The sequence below is a fragment of the Nonomuraea sp. NPDC049758 genome (genome assembly GCF_040674635.1).
GTDB lineage: Bacteria > Actinomycetota > Actinomycetes > Streptosporangiales > Streptosporangiaceae > Nonomuraea.
On record NZ_JBFAMZ010000012.1, the window covers coordinates 164,427 to 185,511 of the forward strand.

Here is a 21,085-nt window from a genome sequence, read left to right on the forward strand (position 1 = left end):
CAGGGCAGGTTCCGGTCAGGAGCTAATCAGAGTCCGGGACGCCCTCTTTCCGACGCTGATAGTAGGGGATCAAGCATCATTCCCCGCAACTCATGACTTTTCCTGACTGCGGGATTTTCGTGCGCGTCTGACCGCGATGCGACCTCCGAGCAGGGCCGATCCCGGCACCACGAGCATGCCGAGCAGGCTGGAGCCCAACCCGACGTCGAGGTCGGCGTCCAGCAGCCCGCCCCCGCCACCGCCGAGCAGCGAGCCGCCGAGCGACAACCCGACCGAGACGGACAGGAGCGGTTCGTGGCTCTTGGCGGGCGGCTTGGCGGAGGGCTCCGGGGCGGGGGCGCTCGTGGCGGGCGGCTTGGGAACCGGGCCGCCGGTGGCGGACTGCCGGGTGGACGTCGGCGACGACCGCGTGGGCGGCCCCGAACCCGGCTCCGACTTCGGCGGCCCCGAAGGCGCCCCGGACTTCGGCGGCTCGGACTCCGGCGGCCCCGGCTCCGACGGCCCGCTGGTCGGCCTCGGCGGCCGGCTGTTCGGGGCCCTCGTGGCGGGCGGCTCGGACGACGGGGGCCCCGCGGTCGGCCCGCCGCGCACAGTCGGCATGGCCGGCACAGTCGGCTGCCCGCTGGCCCCGGCGGTGGCCGTCACAGGCGGGGAGACCGTCCCTGACCCGCTCGGCACGGGCAGCTCCGGATCCGGCGAGACGGGCGGCGTCGCGAACGAGCTCTCCGCGGACTCCGGCGGCATCGCGACGCCGCTGTCGGGCGAGGGCGAGCCGCTCCAGATCACGAACGTCGACGCCACCGCCGCCGCCGTCGCCAGCACCAGCCCGCCGGTCACCCCCAGCTTGGCCGGCGGCCCCAGCGAACTGCGCACCACGCTGGTCCCCGTCGCGACGCCGTTCTCCGCACCGCTCCTCCCGATGATCCCTCCGCCGAGGCCCTCGCCCATCCCCCCGCCGGTCCCGGCCGACGGCAGCAGCGCGGCGAACGGCATCGCCAGCACGGCCAGGCCGGACCGCCCGCGCAGCTCCCACCCCGCGCCGTACGTCCCGCGCGCCACCTCCTCCAGCTCGGCCAGGAACGCCTCGGCCGAGGCGGGCCGGTGGGCGGGGTCCTTGGCCAGGCCGTGTTCGACGAGCCCGCGCAGGCGTCCGTCCACGTGCTCCAGCGGGGGCGGCATGTGCTGGTGCTGGAAGGCCAGGGCGGCCAGGTTCGCGGCGGTGAACGGGCGGCGGCCGGTGAGACATTCGTAGAACACCAGGGCGGCGGCGTACACGTCGCAGGCCGGGCCGGCCGGTGCGTCCTCCCACTGCTCGGGGGACATGTAGGCGGGGGTGCCGGCCAGGGCGCCGGTCTCGCCGAACCGGGCCGCGACGCCGAAGTCGACCAGCTTGCTGTCGCCGTCCGGGGTGACGATGACGTTCTCGGGCTTGAAGTCTCGGTGCGCCACCCCGCGCCGGTGCGCCTCGGCGAGGCCGAGCAGAGCCCCCTTCAGCAGGGTGAGCGCGGCCTCCACGCCGGTGCCGCCCTCGGCGGCGATCAGGCGGCGCAGCGTGACGCCGTCGACCAGCTCCATCACGATCGCGGACGTGCCCCCGGCCTCGACGTAGTCCAGCAGGCGGACGGTGTGGGGGCTGTCGATCTCGCCGATGACCCCGGCCTCGGCGCGGAACCGGGCGGCGAACTCGCCGTCCGCGCGCAGGGCCTCGGACAGGTGCTTGATCGCGACCGGTAAGCCGTCGGAGTCGCGGACGGCGAGCACGACGCGGCCGGTTCCTCCGTGACCGAGTTCCCGGATCTCCGTGTAACCGGGAACAGCCATGTCGGGCCCTCCTGACCGGATAAAGATCCTTATGTCAGGACGCTAGCCGAAGGTAACACGCCGTGTCGAGTCCCTTCGCGGGAGTAACCGACCCCCTGTCGCAATCGGTATTTTTCCTACTTCCTATAGTAGGTCCGTGGCTCTCACCGATCATCTGCGCGAATGGCTCGGGGCCTGGCCGCCCACGGGAAACCTCGACGTCACGGGCTCGCCGCTGCGTACGCTGCCCGCCTGGGACGGCCGCGTGCACCCGGCCGTCGGCGTCGGCACCCCGGAGGGGGCGATGTTGTCGGTGCCGCCCGAGCACGTCGCCCGGGTGCGCGCCGCGCGGACGCTCCGGGAGATCCCCGAGCTGATCGGATATGGGGATCGCGGCTGGTTCGACGCCGTCTTCCGATGGACCACCGAGCCCACGCCCCTGCCCGACGCCGGCGAGTGGGTCCCGGCGACGGACGACGCCGTCCCCGGATGGCTGCGCGTGTTCGGCGGCGAGGTGCTGGTGGCCGTGGACCCCGAGACCGGCGAGCACCTGGCCGGGGTGGGCATCAAGCGGCACGACCGGTTCGGCCGGGAACTGTCGGTGGTGACCGCGCCCGAGGCCCGCGGGCGCGGCCTGGCCAGACGGCTGGTGGCGCAGGCGGCGCGGCGGGTGCTGGACGAGGGGGCGGCGCCGACGTACATGCACGCGGTCAGCAACACCGCCTCGGCCGCCGTCGCCAAGGCGGCAGGCTTCCCCGACCTCGGCTGGACCGCCTTCGGCGTCGCCGAGAACTGACCCCTGCGCCAAGCCGCGCGCGAAGCAAGGACAGCATGCAAGGCCAGGCGGCCCGAAGCACCGGACACGAGATCAGGCCCTGGCGCGCGGCCAGGCGGCCGGGATCGCCGGGCGGAGGTCAGGCGGCCCGAAGCGCCGGGCGCGAGGTCAGGCCGCGGGAAGGGCTTGGCGCGGATCAGGCGGCTGGGACGGCTGGGCGTGGGGTCAGGAGGGCGCGGATGTTGCGGGCGGCGGTGCGGCCCGCGCGGTTGGCGCCGACCGTGCTGGCCGAGGGCCCGTAGCCGACGAGTTGCAGCCGCGGCTCCCGGACGACCCGCGTCCCGTCCACCTTGATGCCACCGCCCGGCTCCCGCAGACGCAGCGGCGCGAGGTGGTCGAGCGCCGACCGGAAGCCGGTGGCCCACACGACGACGTCCGCCGCGGTCTGCCGCCCGTCCGCCCACTCCACGCCGTACGGGGTGAGGCGGCGGAACATCGGCAGCCGCTCCAGCGCCCCCTTCGCCATCGCCTCCCGCACGACGACGCTGTAGCCGAGCCCGGTGACGCTGACCACGCTCTGCGGCGGCAACCCGTCCCGCACCCGCGCCTCCACCAGGGCGACGGCCTCGCGCCGGGCGTCCTCGCCGAAGTCGTCGCCCCTGAAGACGGGCGGACGCCGGGTGACCCAGACGGTGCCGGCGGCGACCCCGGCCACCTCCGACAACACGTGCATCGCCGAGGCCCCGCCCCCGACCACGACCACCCGCCGACCGGCGAACGCCGCCGGCCCGCGATAACCCGCGTAGTGCAGCTGCTCGCCCAGGAAGTCGCCGGCCCCCGGGTAGTACGGCCAGTACGGACGGGTCCAGGTGCCGGTCGCGTTGACCACGGCCTTGACCGCCCACTCCCCCGCGTCCGCCGCCACGACCAGCCGCCCGTCCTCCCCCTCCCGGACGGCCGTCACCTTGACCGGCCGCAGGACCTCAAGCCCCACCCGCCGCTCGTAGTCGCCGTAGTACTCCGGGACGACCTCCGCCGCGGGCCGGTCACCGGCCGCCGCCACCCCGTCCGGCACGCCGGGCAGGTCGAAGATGCCGTGCACCTTGTCCATGGTCAGCGACGGCGACCGGTGCCGCCACGCGCCCCCGGGCCCCGCGGCCGCGTCGAGCACGATCGTCCCGATCCCGAACCGCCGCAGGAAGTACGCGCTGGACAGCCCCGCCTGCCCGGCCCCGATCACCACAACCTCGGTCGTCTCCACGGTCGACTGCAACCCCGCACACCCGCCCGCTCTTCCCATCGGCTGTTCCTGTGGCGACGCCCGGTCGGTACGGCGGCGGCGCCCGACCGGATCAGGCGGGGGGCGGCTCTGTCAGCGCCGTGGCGAACAGGGCGCGGTGGCGCAGGACGTGCTCGCGGTCGGCGCCGTACAACACGTCGTCGCCGCGGGCGATGTGCGCGGCGAAGGCCCGGTCCCCCGCCGCCGCGCGGTCGCGCATGTGCCGTACGAGGTGCGCCAGCCGATCGGCGGCGGTGACGGGCAGCACCGGACGGTCACCTTCGGCCAGCCCATAGGCGTCGGCGAACAGCCGCAGCCTGCGTGCCTGCTCCCCCACCGGATCGGCCCCGTCGTGGCGGGGATCGCCCAGCGGGACGAACCGGTAGGCGGCGTAGGCGACGTCCCACACCCGCGGCCCCGGATGGGCGGTGTCGAAGTCGATCAGGGCCACCGGCCGCCCGTCGCGGAACACGCAGTTGTACGGCGCGACGTCCCCATGGCAGATGACCTCGGCGGGTTCCCGTGGCGGGAAGTACCAGGCAGCCCCGGCGGCCGAGAAACCTTCGGTGGCGTCGTGGTAGCGGCGCAGCAGCCGGGCGACGTCGCCGAGGGCCTGGTCAGAACGGGCGTAGTCGGGCAACGGATGACCAGGCACCTCGCCGGGGACGAAGTCGATCACCTCCCGGCCCTGGATGTCGATCCCGTGCCCGGCCGGCGCGCCCGTGAAGCCGCGAGCGGCAAGGTGGGCGAGCAGCGCGTGCACGGCCGGCGTCCACGGGCCGGTCGGGCGGCGCACGGTGGCGCCGACCCGCACCACCTGGTTGACACCGCCCCCGCTCAGCAGTTCCTCGTCATGCTCGGACACGTCCGCCATCCTCGCATCCCGGCGCGCACCGGCCGCCGCCGTCGAGCCGCCCAGCCCCCGCCGGGAGGCGTCAGCGGGCCCTGAACGCGACCGCGGTCGTGGAGGCGATCGCCGTCACCAGGACCACCATGACCAGGACCGTGCCGAGCGGGTTCTTGCGCCGCGGCGGCGCCTGGAACTGCTTGACCCGCTTGTGCACCGCGACCGCCGGGGTGGGCTTGGGCGTCGGCGTGACCTCCTGGACGGGCACCCGCACCGGAGGCGCCACGCGCACCGGCCGGGGCGTGGGGTGATGCACCGGCCTCGGCGTGCGCGGCGGAGTGGATGGCGGCGTGGGACGCGGTGTCGGCCGCGGCGACGAGCGAGGCGGCGGAGGCGGGGACGGGCGGACGTGGCAGTCGCCCACCTCGACGCTGCCGCTCGGCCCGTACACGCACACCGAGCCGGGGCCGATCGACACGCGCGGCACGGGGACGCCGGTCCGCGGCGCCCGCCCGCCGGGCCGCGTCGACACCGACGCCCGGGGCTTCGGGGCGTCCCAGATCTGCGCACCCGGGACCGACACCCGCGGCTCCGGATCGTCCCAGATCTGGGCGCCTGGCACCGACACCACCGGCCCCGGGTCGTCCCAGATCTGGGCGCCCGGCACCGACACCACCGGCCCGGTGCGGCCGTCGCGCCCCCGCCCGCCGTGGATCGTGATCCCCGGGCTCGGGAGCTGCGACGGACGCACGCGCACGGTGCCGGGCGCCGGGGATTGCAGGTCGGCCGCCGCCGGGCCGGCCGCGCTCGCGGCGAGCAGAGCGGCGGCCAGCAGCAGCGGCGCACGCCTGACGCCCACGGTCACATTCCCCCGGCGATGCGGGAGAACTCCTGCAACGCGCCCTGGAACGCCTGCGGCCCGACCGCCAGCGGCCCGGCGAAGGCGTGGGCGATGTCCCAGGTCAGATAGGTGCCGAAGCCGAGCATCGCGGCCATCGCGAGCAGCGGCAGGAACGCCAGGCCGCGTGGCCGCGCGCCGGCCAGGTAGGGGAAGACGACGACCAGCAGGCCGGTGAGCACGGTCAGGAACAGCAGCCCCTGGGGCGGGGTGGCGGCGGCGTCCATCGAACGCTGGGAACGGGCGGCGGCGATCGCGGCGACGCGTTCGAGCACGGCGTCGCGGGCGTCCTTGTCGTCGTCGGTCTTGGCGTCGACGGCGCTCACGCGGCTGCGCATGGCGTCGAGCCTGGCGGCGCCGACCGGGTCCATCCGGCCCTCGGCCATCAGCGGCCACTCGTCTCTGACCACGAAGGTGACGTAGTCGCGCAGCGCGGTGCGGACCGTCTGCTGAGCGGTGCCCGGGAGGTCGGCCGCGGCCCAGTAGGCGTCGATCGCGGCCTGGCTCTCGGCCTGGGCGTTCTGGCGGGCGGCGTCGGCTGTGGTCCACGGCACGATGATCGCGATCGCGAACACCAGCAGGAACAGGGCCGACAACATCGACCCGGCGTGACCGGCCGAGACCCCGTCGGGCTCGGCGTCCTCGCTGCCCTTCTTCGTGAGCCGGAACACCAGCGCGGTGAGCGCCACCACGCCCACGGCCGCCACGATCGAGAGCGTGTACGCCAGCATGAAGATCTCCCAAACCTTCTCGAATACACAGTGTTACATGACTATCACACTATGCAACGCTGGTGTCAGCTACCGGCAAGTAAAGTCGCGGCAAGCGTGTCGGCCGCCGAGGGAGCGGCGCCGGGCGGCACCGAGTGGCACCGGGGAGGTCGAGAACCTGCTCGCGCAGGGGTCCGGGGCGGCGCCACCGCTGGACGGATCGTTGATCATGACCGGGTGTTCTGACCAAACGTCCAGCCGGTCGGTGATGATCCAGAAAAATGGTGACTATGGACGGCGTGAATCTCAACGGCCGTAAATTCGTGATGGTGAGCTCGACGGCGAGCGCGGTGGACCCCGACAGCCCGACGGAGTTCCTGTACTGGGAGGCCGACGGCGTGGTGTGGGGCAGCTACACGGGCGACACCGTGACCCACGGCCGCTTCGTCGGGACGCGCGACGGCGCCGACGTCTCCATCTCCTACGCCCATGCGCTCAAGGCGGGCGGCAAGGCGGGCGGTCAGAGCAGCAGCCGCGTCGAGCAGGGCGAGGACGGGCTGCTGCGCCTGGTCGAGGAGTTCCGGTTCGACGGCGACGACACGCTGCACGTCAGCGTGTGCGCCGAGGTCCCGGCCTCCTGACCGGCCCTCCGACGGCAAGCCGGAAGGCCGGGGGACCGATCGGCCGGGAGCGGGCAACGCACCGGCAACCCGGCCACCCGGCTGCCCGGCTGCCCGGCGGGCCCGGCCGCTCTCGGTCCAGGGGGCGACGCCCAGCCCTCCTCGCGGAGGGCGACGCCCGACCGTCCTGGCGGAGGGAAGTGGCTAACCGTCCTTGCGCAGAGCGGTGGCTAGCCGTCCTTGCGGAGGGCGGCGCGCCCCTCGGCCGCGCCGACGAAGCGCATCATGCCGAGCGGCACGTCCCCTTGCGTCTCCTGGGGTGTCCGCCGCGCGGGACGGGAGGCGTCCCGGTCGGACGGCAGCACGTACGGCCGCCTGAGCACTTCGTCCAGGATGAACACGGTTTCGGTGGCCTTGACCGCCGGGATGTTGGCCAGGCGGTCGGTCACCATGGCGTGCACGGCGGCCACGTCGGAGACCCGTACCTGGATCATGGCGTCGTGCTGGCCGGTGGTGATCGCGCAGTACTCGACCTCGGGCATCCGGGCCAGTTCGGCCCTGAACTGCTTCCACATCTGCTGGCGCACGGTCACGAAGATCAGCGCGGTGATGCCGAGCCCGGCGCGCACGTGGTCGATCTCCGCGGTGAAGCGCTTGATCGCGCCGTCGGCGCGCAGCGCCTCGAAGCGCGTGTAGGCGTTCGCGCGGGAGATGCCCACCCGTTCGGCCAGCGCGGCGACCGAGATCCTGCCGTTCTCGCGCAGGACCTCAAGGATCTTCATGTGGACGTCGTCCAGTTCGAGACCGATGCCGATCCGTCCAGGCTGACCGCTGCCGCTGGCACCATTTCTGGAAATATCACTCATCATTACACCTCGACCATTTATATCCGTCTCGCGGACCGCACATGACCTGGACGTTCTGCCGGACAATCCTCGACATCCTTCTCCCGAACGTCCAATTTGGAGGACCCCATGGCGACCCGCTCGCAGACGGCGGCAGTGCTGCTCGCCGGTGCGCTCGCCCTCGCCGCCTGCGGAAGCGGCGGCACCTCGCAGACCCCGGCGGCCTCCGGTGGCGGTGGGAAGACGCTCGTCATCGACACGTCGTTCGACCTCAAGACGGCCGACCCCGGCCGCACCTACGAGCCGACCGGGCTCATCGTCGGCAAGGCCGTCTACGAGACGCTGCTGACCTTCGACGGTTCCGACGTGACCAAGCCGGTCCCGGCGCTGGCCGAGTCTTACGAGCTGAGCGAGGACGGCAAGACGCTGACGCTCAAGCTCAAGAAGGGCCCCACCTTCGCCGACGGCTCGCCGATCACCGCCGACGACGTGGTGTTCTCGCTCAACCGCGTGCGTGACATGAAGGGCACCCCGTCGTTCCTGCTGGACGGCGTCGAGGTGGCCAAGACCGACGACTCGACGATCACGCTGACGTCGAAGGCGCCGAACCCGGCGCTGCCCTACATCCTGCCGAACCCGGCGCTGGGCATCCTCAACAGCAAGGTCGCCAAGGAGCACGGCGCGACGGCCGACGCCCAGGACAAGGCCGAGCAGTACCTGAACGCCTCCTCGGCGGGGTCAGGGCCGTACACGATCGAGTCGTTCAACGTGAGCAGCCAGGTCACGCTCAAGGCGAACCCGAAGTACTACGGCACCAAGCCGGCCTACGACAAGGTCGTCATCCGCAACGTCGAGGCCGCCACGCAGAAGCTCAACGTGCAGCGCGGCGACAGCCAGGTGGCGCTGAACCTGTCCGGTGACCAGGTCACCAACATGCCCTCCACCCTGCAGGTGAAGAAGACCGCCTCGGCGAACGTCATCTTCCTGCTGGCCAACCAGGACTCGGGCGTCAGCAAGACCACGCCGAACGCCAAGTTCGTCGAGGCCGTGCGCAAGGGCGTCGACTACGCGGGCCTGCTGGAGCTGGCCGGCGAGGGCTCGACGCAGGCGCCGGGCGTGATCCCGTCGCAGCTGCTCGGCGCGCTGCCGCCGGAGCAGGCCCCCAAGCGGGACGTCGAGGGCGCCAAGGCGGCCCTGGCGGCCAGCGGCGTGTCGAACCCGACCGTCAAGCTGGAGTTCCCGAGCGAGCTGACCGTCAACGGCCTGTCGTTCCAGCCGCTGGCCGAGCGCATCCAGGCCAACCTCAAGGAGGTCGGCATCACGGTGGACCTCCAGCCCGCGCCGGTGACGACCGCGCTGGACAACTACCGCAACGGCAAGGAGGAGATGGGCCTGTGGTACTGGGGCCCCGACTACCCGGACCCGAGCGACTACCTGGCCTTCGCCCCCGGCAAGACCGTGGGCCTGCGGGCCGGCTGGAAGGAAGGCGCGGCCAAGGAGATCGAGGCGTCCGCTGACAAGGCCGCGACCGCGATCGGCGACGAGGCCCGCAAGACGGCCTACGCCGACCTGCAGACCAAGCTCAACGCCTCCGGCCCGTTCGTGCCGCTGATCCAGCCGAGCCAGAACATCGTGTCGGCCGCGTCCGTGACGGGCCTGGAGTACCACCCGGTCTGGACCGTGGACGTCGCCGACCTCGGCGCGAAGTAAGGAGACCGTCAGGTGTCCGACAACCCGGGCGCGGCGGGCTCGCCGCCGCGCCCCGGCGCCGGCTCCCCGGTCGAGGCGGCCGCCGCGGGCACGCGGCGGCGGCGGGGCGTGCACCCGCTGGCGCGCTTCCTCATCCGGCGCATCCTCATCGCCGTGCTGCTGGCCTGGGGCATCACGCTCGTCACGTTCCTGCTGACGAACCTGGTGCCCGGCGACCCCGTGGCCGCCAACCTGGGCCAGCGGGCGCTGGGCGACCCGGCCATCGTGGCGCAGTGGCGGTCCGAGCACGGCCTGGACAAGCCGCTGTGGCAGCAGTACGGGATCTATCTGCAGGGTCTGGTCCAGGGGGACCTGGGCATGAGCCAGCAGAGCCACCGCCCGGTCAGCCAGGACCTGGCCGAGTTCGTCCCGGCGACGCTGGAGCTGGCGGGCGCGGCGATCCTGATCTCGCTGGTGCTGGGCGTGGCCTTCGGCGTGGTCGCCGCGCTGCGCAGGGACCGGCTGTCCGACCACGTGCTGCGGCTGGTCAGCCTGATCGGCATCTCGGTGCCGACGTTCTGGCTGGCGCTGGTGGCGTTCTACGTGTTCTTCTTCCGGTTGCAGATCACGCCGGGCAGCGGTCGCGTGGACGCCGCGCTCGGCTCGGCGCCGGCGGTGACCGGGCTGCAGACGATCGACGCGCTGCTGGCGGGCCGGTGGGACATCTTCACCTCCGCCGTCGGCCACCTGATCACGCCCGCGCTGGTGCTGGCGCTGTACACGATCGGCCTGCTGACCCGCTTCACCCGTTCGGCGGTGCTGGAGGTGCTGGGCCAGGACTACGTCCGGGCGGCCCGCGCGAAGGGGCTGCCGGGGCGGGTGATCCTGTTCAGGTACGTGCTGCGTTCGGCGCTGGTCCCGATCATCACCGTGGCCGGTCTGGCCTTCGGCAGCCTGCTGTCCGGCACCGTCCTGGTCGAGGCGATCTTCGCCTGGCCCGGCGTCGGCCAGTACGCCTACAAGAGCGCCACCAGCCTCGACCTGCCCGCCGTGATGGGCGTCGGCCTGGTCGTGGGCGTGGTCTACCTGGTCATCAACCTGATCGTGGACGTGCTGTACGGCGTCATCGATCCCCGAGTGAGGCTGCAATGAGAGGCAAGGGTCTGCTGGGCAGGCTGCCCGAGGCGTGGCGGCAGCCGCTGGCCGTCGCGGGCGCCGTCCTGGCCGTGGCCTGGCTGGTGATCGCGCTGGCCGCGCCGTGGCTGGCGCCGCACGACCCGCTGGCCCAGGAGCTGCCGCGGCTGGCGCCCCCGGGGCCCGGCCACTGGTTCGGCACCGACCAGCTCGGACGCGACATCCTGAGCCGCGTCATGTACGGCGCGCGGGTGTCGATCCCGCTGACGTTGCTGCTGGTCGTGCTGTCGGTGCTGGTCGGCGGCCTGCTGGGGGCGTGCGCCGGGTACTTCGGCAAGTGGGTCGGCGAGACGATCATGCGGATCGCGGACCTGGTGTTCGCGTTCCCGACCGTGATCCTGGCCATGGTGGTGGCCGCGGCGCTGGGCGCGAGCCTGGGCAACGCCGTGCTGGCCGTGCTGGTGGTGGCCTGGCCCGCCTACGCCCGCGTCACCCGCGGGCTGGTGCTGGGCGTGCGCGAGCGGGAGTTCGTGCTGAGCGGGCGGCTGCTGGGCTTCTCGGTGTGGCGCTCGCTGCGGGTGGACGTGCTGCCGAACGTGACCGGCCCGATCCTGGTGCTGGCCACGCTCGACATCGGCACGGCGCTGCTGCTGCTGTCCGGCCTGTCGTTCCTGGGCCTGGGCGCCAAGCCGCCGTCCCCCGAGTGGGGCGCGATGGTGGCCTCCGGCGTGGAGGTCTTCGACAGCTGGTGGGTGGCGACGTTCCCCGGCCTGGCGATCCTGACCGTGGTGCTGGCGTTCAACTTCCTCGGCGATACGCTGCGGGACGCGCTCGACCCGCGGACGGCCCGCGCGATCAAGGAGCGTGCGTTGTGACGCTGGACATCACCGGCCTGAAGGTGTCGATCCACGGCAAGGAGATCCTGCGCGGCGTCGACCTGAAGCTGGCCGCCGGGCGCGTGCACGGCCTGGCCGGCGAGAGCGGCTCGGGCAAGACGATGACGGGCCTGGCCGTGCTGGGGCTGCTGCCGCACGGCGCGCGCGTCTCGGGCCGGATCGGGCTCGGCGAGCGGGACCTGCTCACGCTGCCGCCCAAGGAGCTCAACCGGGTGCGCGGCGGCGAGGTCGCCATGGTCTTCCAGGACCCGGCGACCAGCCTGCACCCGATGCTCACGATCGGCCGGCAGCTCACCGAGCACATGCGCCACCACCTGGGCCTGGGCAAGGCCGAGGCGAAGGCGCGGGCGGTCGAGCTGCTGGGCAAGGTACGCATCCCGGGCGCCGAGGAGGCGTACGGGCGCTTCCCGCACCAGTTCTCCGGCGGCATGCGCCAGCGCATCGCGATCGCCGTCGCGCTGGCCTGCTCGCCCAAGGTGCTGATCGCCGACGAGCCGACCACGGCGCTGGACGTGACCGTGCAGGCGGGCGTGCTGCGGCTGCTGCGCGGGCTCTGCGACGAGCTGGGCCTGGCCGTGCTGCTGGTCACGCACGACCTGGGCGTCATGTCGGCGGTCGCGGACGAGGTGAGCGTGATGAAGGACGGCCTGGTCGTGGAGACCGGGCCGCGCGGGCGGGTGCTGCGCGACCCCGAGCACCCCTACACCCGCGCGCTGCTGGACTCGCTGCCTGATTCTGCTTCGGACGTGGAGGGCTGATGCTGGACATCGAGGACCTGGTCGTCGAGCACCGCTCCCCCGGGCGTCCGGTGGTGCGGGCGGTGGCGGGGGCCAGCCTGACCGTGCGGGCGGGCGAGGTCGTGGGCCTGGTCGGCGAGTCGGGGTGCGGCAAGTCCACCCTGGCGCGGGCGGTCTGCGGGCTGAACCCGGTCACCCACGGGTCGATCGCGTTCGAGGGGCAGCAGGTCACGCCGCTCGGCCTGCGGCGCAGGAAGCTCACGGGCATCCAGATGGTGTTCCAGGACCCGTACGCGTCGCTGAACCCGCGGCGCCGGGTGGGCGACCAGATCGCCGACGGCCTGCGCACCGCGGGCGACACCCGTACCGACCCGGCCGACCTGCTGGAGCGGGTGGGCCTGCCGCGCGAGTTCGCCGGACGGCACCCCCACGAGTTCTCCGGCGGCCAGCGGCAGCGCATCGCGATCGCCAGGGCGCTGGCGGCCCGGCCGCGGCTGCTCATCGGCGACGAGCCGATCTCCGCGCTGGACGCCTCCGCCCAGGCCCAGGTGGCCCGGCTGATGCGCGACCTCGCGGTGGACTCCGGGGCCGGGCTGCTGTTCATCAGCCACGACCTGTCGGTGGTGCGGCTGATCGCCGACCGGATCGCCGTCATGTACCTCGGCAAGATCGTCGAGGTGGGCGAGACGGCCGAGGTGTGGGACGACCCGAAACATCCGTACACCAGGGCGTTGCTGGGGGCCATCCCCAAGCCGGACGGCATGGGCGTGCTGCCCGCCGAGCTGGCCGGGGACGTGCCCGATCCGGCGAACCCGCCGGGCGGGTGCCGGTTCAACCCGCGTTGCCCGCTGGTGATGGAGGTGTGCCGCGAGAAGGAGCCGGACTTCGGGCCGGTCGCCTGCTGGCTGCACGAGCCGGCGTGAGCCGGCGGCACGCCGCGCGGGTGGCGGCCGTGCGGCGGGCGATGGCCCAGGAGGGCATCGACGTGCTGGTGTTGCGGCCTTCGCCCGACTTCCGGTTCCTGAGCGCCTCCCCCGAAACCACCTTCCCTGAGGGCGCCGAGCCGGAGGACGGCTCGCCGGACGGCGGCGCCGGGCCGGGCGTGTTCCTCGTGGTGACGGCCGACGCGATCGTCGAGACCCGCGACCCGGCGGGACTGGTGCCCGCCACCGCGCGCCGGGTCGGGGTCGACCCGGAGATGCGGGCGAGCGAGCTGTTCCGGCTGGCGATCGCCGCCGAGCTGGTGCCCGCCTCCGCGGTGCTGGCGCCGTTGCGGCTGCGCAAGGACCCGGCCGAGCTGGCCGCGCTCGGCCGGGCGGTCGGGGCGGCGGAGGCGGTGCTGGCGCAGGCGGCCGAGCTGGCCTGGTTCGGCGCGACCGAGCGGGCGATGGCGCGCCGGCTGCGGCTGCTGGCCCTGGAGTCGGGCTGCGAGGAGGTGATCTCGCTGCGCGTGTCGGCGGGCGAGCACACCGCGCGGCCCGAGCACGTGCCCGGCGGGCGCGTGATCAACCCGGGCGACGCGCTGCTGGTGTCGGTGTGCGGCCGCTGGGACGGCTACTGCGCCGAGGCGGGCCGGGTGTTCGCCGTCGCCGAGCCGCCGGAGGACTACGAGGCGATGTACTCGGTGGTGCTGGCCGCCCACCGCGCGGCGCTGGCGGCGCTGCGGCCGTCGGTCCCGTTCGCGGAGCTGGCCAGGACGGTGCACGAGGTCATCGACGCCAGCGGGTACGGCCGCTTCGCCGCCCCGCACGTGGGCCGCGGCGTGGGCCTCGGCCACGACGAGGGGCCGCGGGCCGGCGAGGACGCGGTGTTCGCCCCGGGAATGACGGTCTGCCTGGAACCGGCCATCTACGTGCCCGACCTGTTCGGCGCCCGGGTGGCCGACGTGGTGGCCTGCACGGCCGCCGAGCCGGTGCCGCTGGGCACGCGGCCGCACACGCTGCACGTCCTCGACCGCTGAGGCGGCCTGCGCTTACGCTGGGTGACGACGATCACCGGGGGGCGTCGTGGACCAGTTCGTGCTGCTCATGCTGGTGCTGCTGGGCGCGCTGGTCACGGTTCCGCTGGGTGAGCGGCTGGGGCTGCCCGCGCCGGTGCTGATGACGCTGCTGGGCATCCTGCTGGCGGTGCTGCCGTTCGTGCCGAACGTGGACATCCCGCCGGCCATCGTGCTGCCGCTGCTGCTGCCGCCGTTGTTGTACGCGGCGGCGCGGCGTACGTCCTGGCGGCAGTTCGCGGCGAACTGGCAGCCGATCTTCCTGCTCGCGGTGGCGCTGGTGTTCGTGACGACGGCGGCCGTGGCGGCCACGGCGCACGCGCTCGTCCCCGGCCTGCCGCTGGCGGCGGCGGTGGCGCTGGGCGCGCTGGTCGCGCCGCCCGACCCGGTGGCGGCCACGGCGGTGGCCGGGCGGCTGGGCCTGCCGCGCCGCATGGTGTCGCTGCTGGAGGGCGAGGGCCTGTTCAACGACGTGACCGCGATCGTGCTCTACCACGTGGCGGTCGCGGCGGTGGTCACCGGCGTGTTCTCCTGGCCGGGGGCGCTGGGCGAGTTCGTGTTGTCGGCCGTGGTGGCCGTGGCGGCGGGGTTCGCGCTGGGCTGGGCGGCCGGGAAGCTGATGGCGCTGCTGGGCGACGCGACGCTGCAGGTGGGCCTGTCGCTGGTGGTGCCGTTCGTGAGCTACGCGGTGGCCGACGAGCTGCGCGGGTCCGGCGTGCTGGCCGTGCTGACCACCGCCTTCTACCTCAGCGACCGCATGTGGGACGCCGACGACGTGTTCGGCAGGTTCGCCTCGTCCACGTTCTGGCAGGTCGTGGACACGCTGGTGACCGGGATCGCGTTCGGGCTGATCGGGCTGGAGCTGCACACGGTGTTCGGCACGGTCCACGGGCGGTTCGGCGAGGTGCTGTGGTGGAGCGCCGCCGTGGTGGGCGTCGTCGTGGTCGTGCGGCTGCTGTGGCTGCTGCCGGCCGCGTGGCTGGCCAAGAAGGGACGGCGCGAGGACACCGAGGTGCCGATGAGCTGGCGCGAGACCGTCGTCATGTGGTGGGCGGGCATGCGCGGCGTGGCGTCCGTGGCGCTGGCGCTGGCCATCCCGCTGCGGATCCACGACGGGCGGCCGTTCCCGCAGCGGCCGGTGATCGTGTTCATCGCGTTCGCGGTCATCCTGGTGACGCTGGTGGTGCAGGGGCTGACGCTGCCGTGGCTGGTGGCGCGGCTCGGCGTCAAGGCCGACACGGCGGCCGAGCGCGACCTGGAGAAGCGCCTGGCGATCCGGGCCGCCCACGCGGCCAAGCGGCGGCTGCGGGAGATCGACGAGGCCGAGGACCTGCCCGAGGAGGTGGTCGAGCTGCTCGGCCGGCGCATGATGGACCTCGGGCTGCGGATCAGCCCCGAGGCCGCCGACGACGAGCGGCGGGAGGCGTTCGAGCAGCGGGCGCGGCGGGCCCGGCTGGTGCGGCGGGTGCAGGAGGAGATGATGTCGGCCGCCCGGCAGGCGGTGCTGGACGCCCGCCGCGACCCGCGGGCCGACCCCCAGGTGGTCTCCCGGGTGCTGCGCGCCCTCGACGCCCGGAGCATGCGCTGACCAGCCCGGATCCGCCGCCCAGAGGGTTGACGGTGTGTGATCGGGGGCCGCAGAGGGTAGTCATTTCCTTATGCTGCGGATCGGCACGCTGGGCGCCGCCCCGTCGGTCGGCGTCGTGGCCTGTGGCTGGCACGACAGCGGTCCGGGCCCCTTCACCACCGGCATCAAGCTGATCTACACCCTCGGCGGCCCGCTGCCCGAGCTGCCCGGCCTGCGGATCGGGTCCGGGGCGCTCAGGGGCGCCGAACAGATCGCCGCCGCGCTGCTCCAGGGGCTCGACGTGGTGATCACCGAGCCCGCCTGCCCGGCCGCGCCCGTGGTGGCGGCCGGCATGTGGCACTACGGCTGGACCAGGCGCGACGTGTCCGCCCTGGCCGGGGCGACGGTCGCCGGTCTGGCGCTGGCCACGCAGCCGGGCGCGTGCGTGGCGGAGATCGGGCGCGACGGCACCAGCTCCATCGACGGGCAGATGCCGGCCGAGTCGGTACGGGCCCGCCTGGCGGCGGCGTTCTCCGGCGGCCGGTACCGCACGCCGGAGGTGACGGTGCCGCTGGAGGCGGTGCGGCTCAGCCAGGACACGCCGTGCCGGATCCGGATCGCCCGTACCCCCGGCCTCGTCGTCTGAGGCCGTCCTGGCTATGGGCCTCGGCGACGAAGAACCGCCGGCCTTTGGTCGCCTGGCACGAACCCCTGACGTCACCGCATGTCGTACGGTCGCCAGGGAGCACCTGCGCGCCGACCGAGTTGGAGAGAGTGTGAAGATCACAGGAGTAGAGCTGCGCCGGATCGCGATGCCGTTGGTGGCGCCGTTCCGCACGTCGTTCGGCACTGAGACGGCCCGGGACGTCCTGCTGGTCCGGGTGGTGACCCCCGACGCCGAGGGGTGGGGCGAGTGCGTGGCCATGTCCGAGCCCCTCTACTCCAGCGAGTACGTCGACGGCGCCGCCGAGGTGATCCGCCGGTTCCTGCTGCCCTCCCTGCCGACGACCCTGGACGCGTACGGCGTCGGCCGCGCGCTCGAACCGATCAAGGGCCACCGCATGGCCAAGGCCGCGCTGGAGACCGCCGTGCTGGACGCGCAGCTGCGGGCCTCCGGCGAGTCGTTCGGCCATTTCCTGGGCGCGGCCCGCGACCGGGTGCCGTGCGGGGTGTCGGTGGGCATCATGGACTCGATCCCGCAGCTCCTCGACGCCGTGGCGGGCTACGTCGAGGAGGGGTACGTCCGCATCAAGCTGAAGATCGAGCCCGGCTGGGACGTCGAGCCGGTGCGCGCGGTGCGCGAGCGCTTCGGCGACGACCTGCTGCTCCAGGTGGACGCGAACGCGGCGTACTCGCTGGCCGACGCCCGCCGGCTGGCCCGGCTCGACGCGTTCGACCTGCTGCTGATCGAGCAGCCGCTGGCCAACGACGACCTCGTCCAGCACGCCCGGCTGGCCCGCCAGTTGCGCACCCCGATCTGCCTGGACGAGTCCATCGAGTCGGCCGAGCACGCGGCGGCCGCCATCGCGCTCGGCTCCTGCTCGATCATCAACATCAAGCCGGGCCGCATCGGCGGCTACCTGGAGGCGCGGCGCATCCACGACCTGTGCCGGGCCAACGGCATCGCTGTGTGGTGCGGCGGCATGCTGGAGACCGGTCTCGGCCGGGCCGCCAACGTGGCGCTCGCGGCGCTGCCCGGGTTCACGCTGCCGGGCGACACCTCGGGGTCGCGCCGCTACTTCGCGACCGACGTGACCGAGCCGTTCGAGCTGGTGGACGGCCATCTTGAGGTCCCGGCGGGCCCGGGGCTCGGCGTCGAGCCGATCCCGTCCGTGCTGGAGGAGGTCACGACGGCCACGGAGTGGATCCCGCTGTAGGGCGCCCGTCCTGGAGGGCGGCCCGGCCGGGGTCGCGGGACCCCGGCCGGTGCCCTGCGGCCGAGCTCGGCCGCCAGGCCGGGGCCGGCGAGGTGGCTCACGCCGTGGAGCGCGAGGGCGAGGGTCGTGCCTGCGGTGACGCCGCCAGGAGCACCGGGAGCCAGGCGATGACGACGTCCATGCCCGCCGTTCACGAGTCTCCTACGGGTTGTCGCCCATGATCTGCTGTTCGTCGAGGTCCACCTTCACCGAGCCGCGGTAGGCGCGGCTGTGCTCGGCGCAGAGACAGAGCGTCAGCCCCTCGGGGGTCGTCGTACGCGAGAGACCTCCCCAGGCCCGCTTCGGGTCGTACTTGACCAGCAGCGCTTCGAGCGCGCGGAAGTCGGCCTCCAGCCCGGTCCCGCACGGGCAGGGGAGGAGCCGTTTGATGCTCAGTCCTGGGAAACGTTCGCCGCCGAGGCCGGTCTCGGCTTCGCCGTCCGCGAGGGCGGCCTCACGGTCGGCGCGGGAACCGTCCTGACGACACCCGCCTGACGGGCGGAGGCCGGGAACCGCCGTACGGGTGGATCCCGGCCTCCTTTCGCGCACGTCAGGCCGGGGTGAACCGGAGGCGGAGCGTCGCGGCGGCCGGGTGCAGGTCGTGGCGGGGCAGGGCGCCGGGGCCGCAGGTGGCGGTGCCGATGCCCTGGTGGGCGAGGTCCAGGTGGAGGTGGACGTGGTCGCCGGGCACCAGGTCGGGGCGGTGCCGGGCGGCCGCCAGCTCGGCGGTGCTCCACCGGCGGGCGGTCAGGCCGAACACCGGGTCGCCGTGGACCCTGAACCCGCCCGGCCCGGTCCCGCCGAGCCCGGCCCACCGCACGTCGGCCCGGTGCCCGTTCTCCTGGGGGTGGACGTACGGCGTCTGGAGGTCGTCGATCGTGGCGTGCCAGCGGCCGACGCGGGCGGCCATCCCGGTGTCCGGGTACGCCTCCCCCGGCCCCCGGCCGAACCACGTGACGTGGCCGAGCTCGCCGGGCAGCAGCAGGTGCACGCCCAGCCGCGGGATCGGCGCGGGCCACTCGCCCTCCGGCTCGACGTCCACGGACAGGTTGAGCGAGCCGGACGTGGCGGTCCACGTCCAGGTGACGCGCATGCCGAGGTCGGTGGCGGCGGGGGCGACCCTGGTGCGCACGGTGATGCCGTCGCCCGTCTCGATCCCGGCGACGCGGTGGGTGAGGCGATGCAGCCCGAGCTGCCGCCACTTCCGGTCCAGCCCGCCGTAGCGGTCGTTGTCGGTGGGGGCGCGGTACAGGTCGAGGCGTGGCCCTTCGACGTCGAGGCCGAACAGGCGCAGCAGGCGGCCGGTGCGCGGGTCGAACTCGCCGCCGCCCAGCCTCAGCCGCCCGCCGGACGTCTCCGGCCGGACGTCCGTACCGGCGGCGGCCGGAAGGGCGGGGCTCGGCAGGCGGGTCTGGGACCAGGCGAGCTCGTGGCCCGCGGGGGCCCACGGCTGGTCGCCGGTCAGGGTGGCGCGGACGGTGAGCCAGCGCTCCCCGGCGCCGTCCGGCGGCGGCAGGGCGGGCAGCTTCACCTCGCCGCCGGACGGCGGCACCGCCAGCGGGAACCGCGCGACGGGGAGCCCGTCGTCCTCGACGACGGCCTCGAAGGCGAGGTGGGCCAGATCGCGGAAGTCGTGCCGGTTGACCACCCGCACGACGCCGTCGCCGAACTCGAACCGCACCGGCTCGAAGACCTTCTTCAGGTCCAGCAGGCCGGGCGAGGGCGTGCGGTCGGGGAACACCAGGCCGTCGATGACGAAGTTCCCGTCATGGACGGATTCGCCGTAGTCGCCGCCGTAGGCGTACTCGTGGCGGGGATCGGTCAGGCCGTGGTCGATCCACTCCCACACGAACCCGCCGGCCAGCCTCGGGAACCGTTCGAACAGCTCCTGGTACTCGGCCAGGCCGCCGGGCCCGTTGCCCATGGCGTGGGCGTACTCGCACTGCAGGAACGGCATCGCGCGCCGCCGCGCGTCCAGGGCGGGGTCGTCGAGCGGGTCCTCCGCGCCGCGGCCGATGGCCTCGACCTCGGCGTGGGTGGCGTACATGCGCGAGTAGACGTCGGTGTGGGCGCACGACCAGTCGCCCTCGTAGTGCAGCGGCCTGGACGGGTCGCGCTCGCGCGTCCAGCCGGCCATGACGGCGAGGTTGCGGCCGACGCCCGCCTCGTTGCCGAGCGACCACATGATGACGCTGGGGTGGTTCTTGTCCCGTTCGACCATGCGGCGCATGCGATCGAGCAGGGCCTCGGCCCAGCGCGGGTCGTCGGTGGGGTTGCGCCGCCAGCCGACCTGGCCGAAGCCGTGCGTCTCCAGGTCGCATTCGTCGACGACCCACAGGCCCAGCTCGTCGCACAGGTCCAGGAAGCGGGGGTGCGGCGGGTAGTGGCTGGTCCTGACGGCGTTGACGTTGTGCCGCTTCATGAGCAGCACGTCCTCGCGCATGGTCTCGTACGGGACCGCGCGGCCGTGGTCCGGATGGAACTCGTGCCGGTTGACGCCCTTGAGCAGCAGCGGGCGGCCGTTGGCCAGGAGCACGCCGTCCTCGACGGAGACGGTGCGGAAGCCGACGCGCAGCCGTACGGTCTCGTGCGGGGTGGTGAGGACGGCCTCGTACAGGCGGGGCGTCTCGGCCGTCCACGGCTCGGCCTCGACGGTGATCTCGACGCCGGGCGCCAGGTCGCGCACGCCGAGCTCGGGGATGCTCAGCAGGCCCTCGGCGGCCTCGAAGGACAGCCGGCCGTCGTGGGCGGCGTGCACGAACACGTCGGCGGCCGACCGGGTGAGGGTGACGTCCCGGAAGATGCCGGGCAGCCACCACATGTCCTGGTCCTCCAGGTAGCTGGCGGCCGACCACTGGTGCACGCGCACGGCCAGCACGTTGCGTCCCGGACGCAGCCACGGCCCGGCGTCGAACTCGACGGGCAGCCTGCTGCCGGTGGAGAAGCCCAGCTCGTGGCCGTTCAGCCAGACCCTGGCGAAGGAGTCGACGCCTTCGAAGCGCAGCCTGCCGCCGCGCCAGCCGTCCGGCAGGTCGAAGGCGCGCCGGTAGTCGCCGGTCGGGTTCTCGTCCGGGACGTGCGGCGGGTCCACGGGGAAGGGGTAGGAGACGTTGGTGTAGGCGGGGGCGCCGTGGCCGTGCAGGGGCCAGTGGGCCGGCACCGGCAGCTCGTCCCAGGCGGAGTCGTCGAAGCCGGGCCGGGCGAAGTCGTCGGGCACGTCGGCCACGGGTGAGAGGCGGAAGCGCCACAGGCCGCCGAGGTCGAGGGCGGGGGCGTCGGAGCGGAGTGCCGCGCGGGGTTCGAGACGGCCCGAACCGGGGGCGAAGGTTTCGAGATCCATCCCTTCCGACAGTAGGGGTTGATGGTGGTTCCGTCA

Annotated in this window: 20 protein-coding genes; 12 read left to right on the forward strand and 8 right to left on the reverse strand. The window is 73.6% G+C overall.

The annotated features are described in order from the left end of the window. Positions 1-90: 90 nt before the first annotated feature. Positions 91-1,821 carry a protein kinase gene (locus AB0J46_RS29665; RefSeq protein ID WP_364337482.1) on the reverse strand — a complete coding sequence of 577 codons (1,731 nt, stop codon included), beginning with the start codon at positions 1,819-1,821 and terminating at the stop codon, positions 91-93. A 136-nt stretch (positions 1,822-1,957) separates the two neighbouring features. Here AB0J46_RS29665 and AB0J46_RS29670 point away from each other — a divergent pair, with 136 nt between their 5' ends. Then, positions 1,958-2,596 (forward strand): GNAT family N-acetyltransferase, encoded by a 639-nt coding sequence (locus AB0J46_RS29670; RefSeq protein WP_364337484.1) that lies wholly within the window; start codon positions 1,958-1,960, stop codon positions 2,594-2,596. 175 nt (positions 2,597-2,771) lie between these two features. On the opposite strand, the gene AB0J46_RS29675 is transcribed toward AB0J46_RS29670, so the two are convergent. The 4 genes from AB0J46_RS29675 to AB0J46_RS29690 all read right to left on the reverse strand — a co-directional run bounded on the left by AB0J46_RS29675 (position 2,772) and on the right by AB0J46_RS29690 (position 6,330). After that, on the reverse strand, positions 2,772-3,836 hold the full coding sequence (locus tag AB0J46_RS29675; protein ID WP_364337486.1) for an NAD(P)-binding domain-containing protein: 1,065 nt from the start codon (positions 3,834-3,836) through the stop codon (positions 2,772-2,774). A gap of 91 nt (positions 3,837-3,927) precedes the next feature. Then, positions 3,928-4,719: an aminoglycoside phosphotransferase family protein gene (locus AB0J46_RS29680; protein WP_364337488.1), complete on the reverse strand. Its 792-nt coding sequence runs from the start codon at positions 4,717-4,719 to the stop codon at positions 3,928-3,930. Between the two features lie 70 nt (positions 4,720-4,789). Beyond that, a complete protein-coding gene (locus AB0J46_RS29685; protein ID WP_364337490.1) occupies positions 4,790-5,560 on the reverse strand; it encodes a hypothetical protein in 771 nt (256 codons plus the stop codon). A gap of 2 nt (positions 5,561-5,562) precedes the next feature. Then, positions 5,563-6,330: a hypothetical protein gene (locus tag AB0J46_RS29690; protein WP_364337492.1), complete on the reverse strand. Its 768-nt coding sequence runs from the start codon at positions 6,328-6,330 to the stop codon at positions 5,563-5,565. Positions 6,331-6,599: 269 nt separating this feature from the next. Between AB0J46_RS29690 and AB0J46_RS29695 the strand changes: the two genes are divergently transcribed. Then, positions 6,600-6,950, forward strand: a complete 351-nt coding sequence (locus AB0J46_RS29695; protein ID WP_358286353.1) for a hypothetical protein — start codon at positions 6,600-6,602, stop codon at positions 6,948-6,950. Between the two features lie 209 nt (positions 6,951-7,159). Here the strand turns inward: AB0J46_RS29695 and AB0J46_RS29700 are convergent, their stop codons facing one another. Further along, the gene (locus AB0J46_RS29700) at positions 7,160-7,711 is read right to left on the reverse strand and encodes an Lrp/AsnC family transcriptional regulator (RefSeq protein ID WP_352351036.1); all 552 of its coding nucleotides are present in this window, start codon (positions 7,709-7,711) and stop codon (positions 7,160-7,162) included. Here AB0J46_RS29700 and AB0J46_RS29705 point away from each other — a divergent pair, their 5' ends adjacent. The 10 genes from AB0J46_RS29705 (at position 7,712) to menC (ending at position 17,670) form a co-directional block, all read left to right on the forward strand. Next, a complete protein-coding gene (locus tag AB0J46_RS29705) occupies positions 7,712-7,840 on the forward strand; it encodes a hypothetical protein (RefSeq protein WP_352351038.1) in 129 nt (42 codons plus the stop codon). It abuts the gene before it with no gap. A gap of 63 nt (positions 7,841-7,903) precedes the next feature. Beyond that, a complete protein-coding gene (locus AB0J46_RS29710; protein WP_364337494.1) occupies positions 7,904-9,484 on the forward strand; it encodes an ABC transporter substrate-binding protein in 1,581 nt (526 codons plus the stop codon). Between the two features lie 12 nt (positions 9,485-9,496). Further along, the gene (locus tag AB0J46_RS29715) at positions 9,497-10,615 is read left to right on the forward strand and encodes an ABC transporter permease (protein WP_364337496.1); all 1,119 of its coding nucleotides are present in this window, start codon (positions 9,497-9,499) and stop codon (positions 10,613-10,615) included. Further along, the gene (locus tag AB0J46_RS29720) at positions 10,612-11,472 is read left to right on the forward strand and encodes an ABC transporter permease (RefSeq protein ID WP_364337498.1); all 861 of its coding nucleotides are present in this window, start codon (positions 10,612-10,614) and stop codon (positions 11,470-11,472) included. The genes AB0J46_RS29715 and AB0J46_RS29720 overlap by 4 nt, the downstream gene beginning before the upstream one ends. After that, positions 11,469-12,251 carry an ABC transporter ATP-binding protein gene (locus tag AB0J46_RS29725; protein ID WP_364337500.1) on the forward strand — a complete coding sequence of 261 codons (783 nt, stop codon included), beginning with the start codon at positions 11,469-11,471 and terminating at the stop codon, positions 12,249-12,251. The genes AB0J46_RS29720 and AB0J46_RS29725 overlap by 4 nt, the downstream gene beginning before the upstream one ends. Then, a complete protein-coding gene (locus tag AB0J46_RS29730; protein WP_364337502.1) occupies positions 12,251-13,153 on the forward strand; it encodes an ABC transporter ATP-binding protein in 903 nt (300 codons plus the stop codon). Before AB0J46_RS29725 ends, AB0J46_RS29730 begins: the two co-directional genes overlap by 1 nt. Then, the gene (locus AB0J46_RS29735) at positions 13,150-14,190 is read left to right on the forward strand and encodes a M24 family metallopeptidase (protein ID WP_364337504.1); all 1,041 of its coding nucleotides are present in this window, start codon (positions 13,150-13,152) and stop codon (positions 14,188-14,190) included. The genes AB0J46_RS29730 and AB0J46_RS29735 overlap by 4 nt, the downstream gene beginning before the upstream one ends. Before the next feature lie 46 nt (positions 14,191-14,236). Next, positions 14,237-15,814, forward strand: a complete 1,578-nt coding sequence (locus tag AB0J46_RS29740; protein ID WP_364337505.1) for a Na+/H+ antiporter — start codon at positions 14,237-14,239, stop codon at positions 15,812-15,814. A gap of 70 nt (positions 15,815-15,884) precedes the next feature. Continuing rightward, a complete protein-coding gene (locus AB0J46_RS29745) occupies positions 15,885-16,439 on the forward strand; it encodes an acyclic terpene utilization AtuA family protein (protein WP_364337507.1) in 555 nt (184 codons plus the stop codon). A 130-nt stretch (positions 16,440-16,569) separates the two neighbouring features. Continuing rightward, on the forward strand, positions 16,570-17,670 hold the full coding sequence (menC, locus tag AB0J46_RS29750) for an o-succinylbenzoate synthase (protein ID WP_364337509.1): 1,101 nt from the start codon (positions 16,570-16,572) through the stop codon (positions 17,668-17,670). Positions 17,671-17,871: 201 nt separating this feature from the next. Here menC and AB0J46_RS29755 read toward each other — a convergent pair whose 3' ends face one another. After that, on the reverse strand, positions 17,872-18,258 hold the full coding sequence (locus AB0J46_RS29755; protein WP_364337511.1) for a hypothetical protein: 387 nt from the start codon (positions 18,256-18,258) through the stop codon (positions 17,872-17,874). Position 18,259: 1 nt separating this feature from the next. After that, on the reverse strand, positions 18,260-21,049 hold the full coding sequence (locus tag AB0J46_RS29760) for a glycoside hydrolase family 2 TIM barrel-domain containing protein (RefSeq protein ID WP_364337513.1): 2,790 nt from the start codon (positions 21,047-21,049) through the stop codon (positions 18,260-18,262). Between the last annotated feature and the right edge of the window lie 36 nt (positions 21,050-21,085).